We start from the raw sequence: 5155 nt of genomic DNA, 5'->3' as shown, positions 1-5155 counted from the left end.
AGCGTGTCGCCCTCGTGCACCAGCTGCAAGGGCATAGGCAGAATCTCTGGTGCCTGGTTGCGGTGCGCCACCTGGATATCCAGGGTCTGCACCTGGCTGGCCATGCCGTCGCTGACCGTGGCGCTGAGGCGGTACAGGCCCTTGGGCTGGCCGCTCGTACTGCCGCTGGCGGCAAAGCGATCCGGCGTCCAGCGCAGGGTCAGCACGCTGCGGCCATCGGCATCAAGGGTTTCCGACAGGCTTGCGCCGGTAGGCAGCGGCTCCAGCGTCCAGTGCAGCGCATCGCCATCCAGATCGCGCGCCAGCAGCTGCACGCTCAGCTCGCGGCCTTCCTCGGCGGCGATCAGGCTGCGGTGGTCGGCGCCGGGCAAATCGTTCACCGTCGTGCCATTGGCGCTCACCTGCATTAGCTGTGGCGCGCCATTGTCGGTTTTGACGGTCAGCCGCAGTGCCTTGCTGACTACATTCGGTACTGCCACAAAGTCCGGCGGCAGGGTCTGGCCGGCATGTTGCGGCGGCAGGCCACTATCGCTGACCGTAATGGTGCAGTCGTGCTGGCCAAGCTGATCAGCGGTCGGCGTCCACACCAGGGTGGCGCGGCCATAGCCATCGCGCTCGATCACAGCGCCTTCTGGCAGCCCTTCACGGGCAAAGCTCAGCGGGTCTTGGTCGAGGTCGCTCACGCGCAGCGGCAGGCGCAGGGTCTGGCCGACCACCGCCACCGCCTCGGCAGGCAGGCTGAGTCGGGGCGGTTCGGTAAGGCTGATGGCGGTCAACACAAACTGCTGGCTGCTGCTGCGCGCCTTGGCCGGGTCGCCGCCGCCATCATTGCTGGCGGTCACCGTCACCGTGTAGGCGCCGCGATCGCCGGCACCCGGGTTGGCGAGAATACGGTTATGTTCCGGATCGAAGCGGGCAAATGCAGGCAAGCCCTCGACGCGAATCTGCACCGCCTGGCCGGCCGGATCGGTGGCGCTGAGCGGAATCACCAGGCTGGCGCCGCGCTGCACCTGCTGGCCGGCAATGGCCGCCAGCTGCGGTGCGCGATAGGCAGCTTCCACCACGATGGGCACCACGGTGCTGGCGGTCTTGCTGATGCCATTGACCACGCTGGTGGCCGTCACCACCACCTGATAGCTGCCGGCCTGGGTGTAGTCGGGCGTCCAGAACAGCTGCGCGGTTTGCGTATCGAAGTGGGCGCCGGGCGGCAGCTGGTCGAACTGGTAGTGCAGCGGATTGGGTGCGGCACCGGTCAGCTCGGGCGCGTCAAACCGCGCCTTGACGCCGATTTCATAGTCCGGGTGGTTCGGATCGAAGGCGAACACGCTGATCGCCAGCGGCTGACCTTCCAGCACATGCCAGGTCTCGCTGGCACCGAACACCGGTGCCGCGGCGGCATCGTCCACCTGCAGGCTCAATACCTGCTGTACCGAGCGGGTGATCACCTCGCCACCGGCTGCCGACGTGTAGCGCGCGGTCAGGGTGATGGGCAGGCTGACATTGCCTGCCTGGGTGTAGCCCGGGGTCCAGCGGAACCAGCCGCTGTCTTCATCCAGGCTGGCACCGGCCGGCAACCAGGGCGCGCTGAAGCTCAGTTTGACGCTGCCGTCGGCCAGCGTAAGGCCACCCGGCAGGCTGCCAGCCAGGCGCAGGGCAAAGGCCTCGCCTTCGCGCAGCTGCTGGCTGGCCAGCGCCGCAAACTGCGGCGTGGCATAGCCCTTGGCAATATGGATCGTGAAGCGCTGGCTGCTGCTGAGCTTGCCATCGGAAGCAAGCACAGTCACCGTGTAATCGCCCGCCTGGCCATAGCCCGGCGTCCACACCACGCGGCCGCTGGCGGCATCAAAGCGCGCACCGGCCGGCAGATCGCGCACGCTCAGCGTGAGCGCATCGCCATCGGCATCGCTGGCGCTGATCGGCAGGCTGATTGCCTGCCCTTCCACCCCATCGACATTAGCAATCCGGTCTATCACCGGGCGCTGGTTGCCACCCGCCACCTGCAGGCTCAGCTGCTGGTAGCTGACGCCGCCCAGGCTATCGGACACCCGAACCACAATGCGGGTATCGGCCAGATCGCGGCTAGTTGGTGTCCAGCGCAAGGTGGCCGTATTGGCATAGCCGCTCGCATCATGGCTGCTGTCGGCATCGGCGGTCAGTGTCAGCCCCGCCGGACCTTGCACGATCTGCCAGTAAAAGCGCGCGCTGTCCGCGTCATGTGCCACCAGGGTCGCCAGCCAGGGCTGGCCGGCGTTGGCAGCAGGCAGGACCTGCACCGCGCTGGCAGTGGGCGTGCCCTCCGGTGTCGGCGCATCCAGTGACTGCGCCACCGCATACAGGGCTTCGAGCTCGGCGGCCGACGCATCTCGCGGCAGACCAACAATGGCCGGCAGGCTGGCCACCGACAGATCGGTAGCCGCCAGGCGCGCGTCGAGCGCGGCGCGGTCGGCCAGATTCAAGTGAGCCAACAAGCGCGCCAGCACCGCCGCATCGGGCGGCAGCACACTGGCGGCATCCCATACCGCATACAAGGCATCCAGCTCGCTGGCCGGCACATCGGCCGGCAGGCCCAATTTGCTCAGCAATTGCGCTTCGCTGCCGGCATCGGCGATATCGCTGGCCGCGAGGCGGCGCGCCAAGGCTGCCTGATCGGGCAGTTGCAGGCGGCGCAGCAAGCTGGCCAAGGCGCCGGCCTCGGGCGCAGCGGCCAGTGCATCGCGTACCGCCAATAGCGCCGCATATTCGTCGTCAGCCAGATTGGCCGGCAGGCCCAGCGCCGCCAGGGTCTGGCTGCGCCCGCTGAGATCGAGACTGCGCAGGCGCTGCTCCAAAGCATGGCGATCGCTGAGGCCCAAGCGGGTCAGCAAGCTGGCAAGGCCGGCCGCGTTGCCGGGCTGCCCGCCCTGCACCTCGATGCTCGGTGGCGCTGAGGTATATGGCAGGGCATAAACGCCATGGCCCAGGTCAAAGTGTGGCAAGGCCGCCATGCCCAGCGCGCTGCCAAGGCTGGCAGCCGGCAGCAGGGTGACGGTCTGGTTGGCCAGTGTCGCGCCCACCGCCAGCTTGCCGCCCTGGGCCGCCAGCGCCTGATCGAGCTTGAGCAGCCACAGGCCGCCTTGCTGGCCAGCCCCGGCCACCTGACCATTGAAGTAACGACCGGGGTCGATCAACAAGGTGAGCGGTGCGCGGATATCAGCGTCGCCGATATTGCTGATGCTGACGTCGTAGCTGATTTCACCGGTCGCATGGTTGGCGCGGGTATGACTGAAGCTGAGCCGCAGCTGGCTGGAGAAGTCCAGCACCGTGCTGAACTGGCTGGTATAGCGCGCGGCCAAGGGCAGCTCGGCGGCACTCTTGAGGCTATTCATCACCTCCAGGGCCCAGCTGCCCGCTGTCAGCGCTGGCAGGTTCAGTACCACGGTATTGCGCGTCGCATCCCAGCTGACGCTGGACGGATGAAGGGTGATGGCGCCTGCCGCATCGCTGGCAATCAGCCGGTAATTGGCCGGATTGAGCACGCTCGCCGCATCGCCAGGATCGGCCGCCCCATTGGCGCCCAGCCACATGGCCTGGTCGAAGACGATGGAGACCTGATTGAGCGGCAGCGGCAGCACCGCGCCATCGGGCAGGCTGCTCGCTTCGATATGCGGCGGCTTGATCGGCGCCAGCTCGTCGATATGGGCAGTGCCGGCCACCAGCAGGCGGCCATCGGCGGTGCTCAGCAGCGCTTCGCCACGACTGCCGCCGCTGGCGACACGCAGCACCCGCTGGCTGGCCAGCTCCACCATCAACAGGCTGGCGCCATGCGGCAGCGAAGACTGGCCGACCTGGCTTGCATGCTGCGGCAGGCCGCAGCTGGCAAACAGCAGGCCCTCGAGCGGCGTCCCGGTCTGGCCGAAGCTGATGCGCTCCACCAGGCCATCCAGGGTGAACTCGCGCTGCGCCTGGCCCGGGTAACGCCCGGCCATGTCGAAGCTGACGATGTCGGTATGCGGATTCAGTTGCGCGCTGCTGATCTCGCTGCCACTCCAGCGCACGCCCCACAGGCGATGATCCGGGCCCATGGCGAGGCTGCCGACGCGAGCGCCGGAGAAGTGCTGCCAGGCGTGGGTGGCATCGCCCGCCGGATTGAACGATTCGACGCCGTTTTGCGATGAGATATAGATCAGGCCGCTGGCCGCATCGATCGCCAGAGCCTGGCCCAAAGCCATACCGCCCGGCCCGCCATGGCGTGCCAGCACCGCGCCGCTATGCGGATCAACTTGCAGCAATTCGCTGCCACTGGCCACCCACAGCTGACCCACACGGTCGACTGCCATCGCCAGTACCGGGCTATCCAGGGTGAACAACGGCGTCACGCTATGGCCGCCGTCCTTGCCATAGGCAAATACCTGGTTACGGCTGGCACCGGCGCTGGCCAGCACCGTGTGATCCGGCAATTGCACCATGGCCAGCGCGCCGATATCGGCGCTGCTGCCGCCAAAGCCATCGGCAAAGCTGCGCAGGGCCAGCGGCGCCAGCACCTGCTGGAAGTCGCCCGCCTGCTGGCTGGCGATAAAGCCGGGCAGCAGGTGCTGCGCCTGTTCGAACAGGCTGCTGGATGGGTAGCTGCGATCCTGCGGCGCCCGCGGCAGCTCGGCGCTCTGCTGCACCGTGGCATTGCTGCCGACACCAGCCGCCGCCTGGGCAGCGCTGCCATCGTTGGGCAACACCGCATTGGCGATATTGGCCGCTTGGCGATTGCCGGCGATATCGGTCGCGGCAGCGAGGAATTCATAGCGATGACCCGCGCGACCGGTATAGATCGCTTCGCCCGTCTCGCCGGCGACCTGGCGCTGCCAGATATGGAAGTCGCCGCCATCCTCGGCCACATAGACCGTGACATGGCGCACCCCGCTGGCGGCATCGCTGGCTTGCCACTTCACCAGGAAGCTCGGCGCCTCGGCACTCGCCACATCACGCTGGCGCACGGTAAGTTGGGTGGTGGGTGCATCGGCATCGAGCTGGTAGCGCAAGCGGGCGCTCTGCACCGGCGGGCGCTGGTCGAACTGGATGGTGGCGCGGGCCTCGATATAGGCCTCACTCGGTGCGCTGGCCAGGGGGCGCACCGTGTAGCTGACGAAGCCATCGGCCGGCGGTGCATCCAGCTGGCTGGCAT

The 5155-nt window shown here is 67.6% G+C and carries 1 protein-coding gene; it reads right to left on the bottom strand.

Annotated elements, in window-relative coordinates; genetic code table 11:
• On the bottom strand, window positions 1-5155 hold a 5155-nt coding region (locus ACE3OH_RS19015), incomplete at both ends, for a putative Ig domain-containing protein (RefSeq protein WP_374356904.1).

This window comes from Chitinimonas sp. (assembly GCF_041904975.1).
GTDB lineage: Bacteria > Pseudomonadota > Gammaproteobacteria > Burkholderiales > Chitinimonadaceae > Chitinimonas.
Note: the sequence above shows the minus strand (reverse complement) of the source record. Positions and strands in the feature narration are given on the sequence as shown.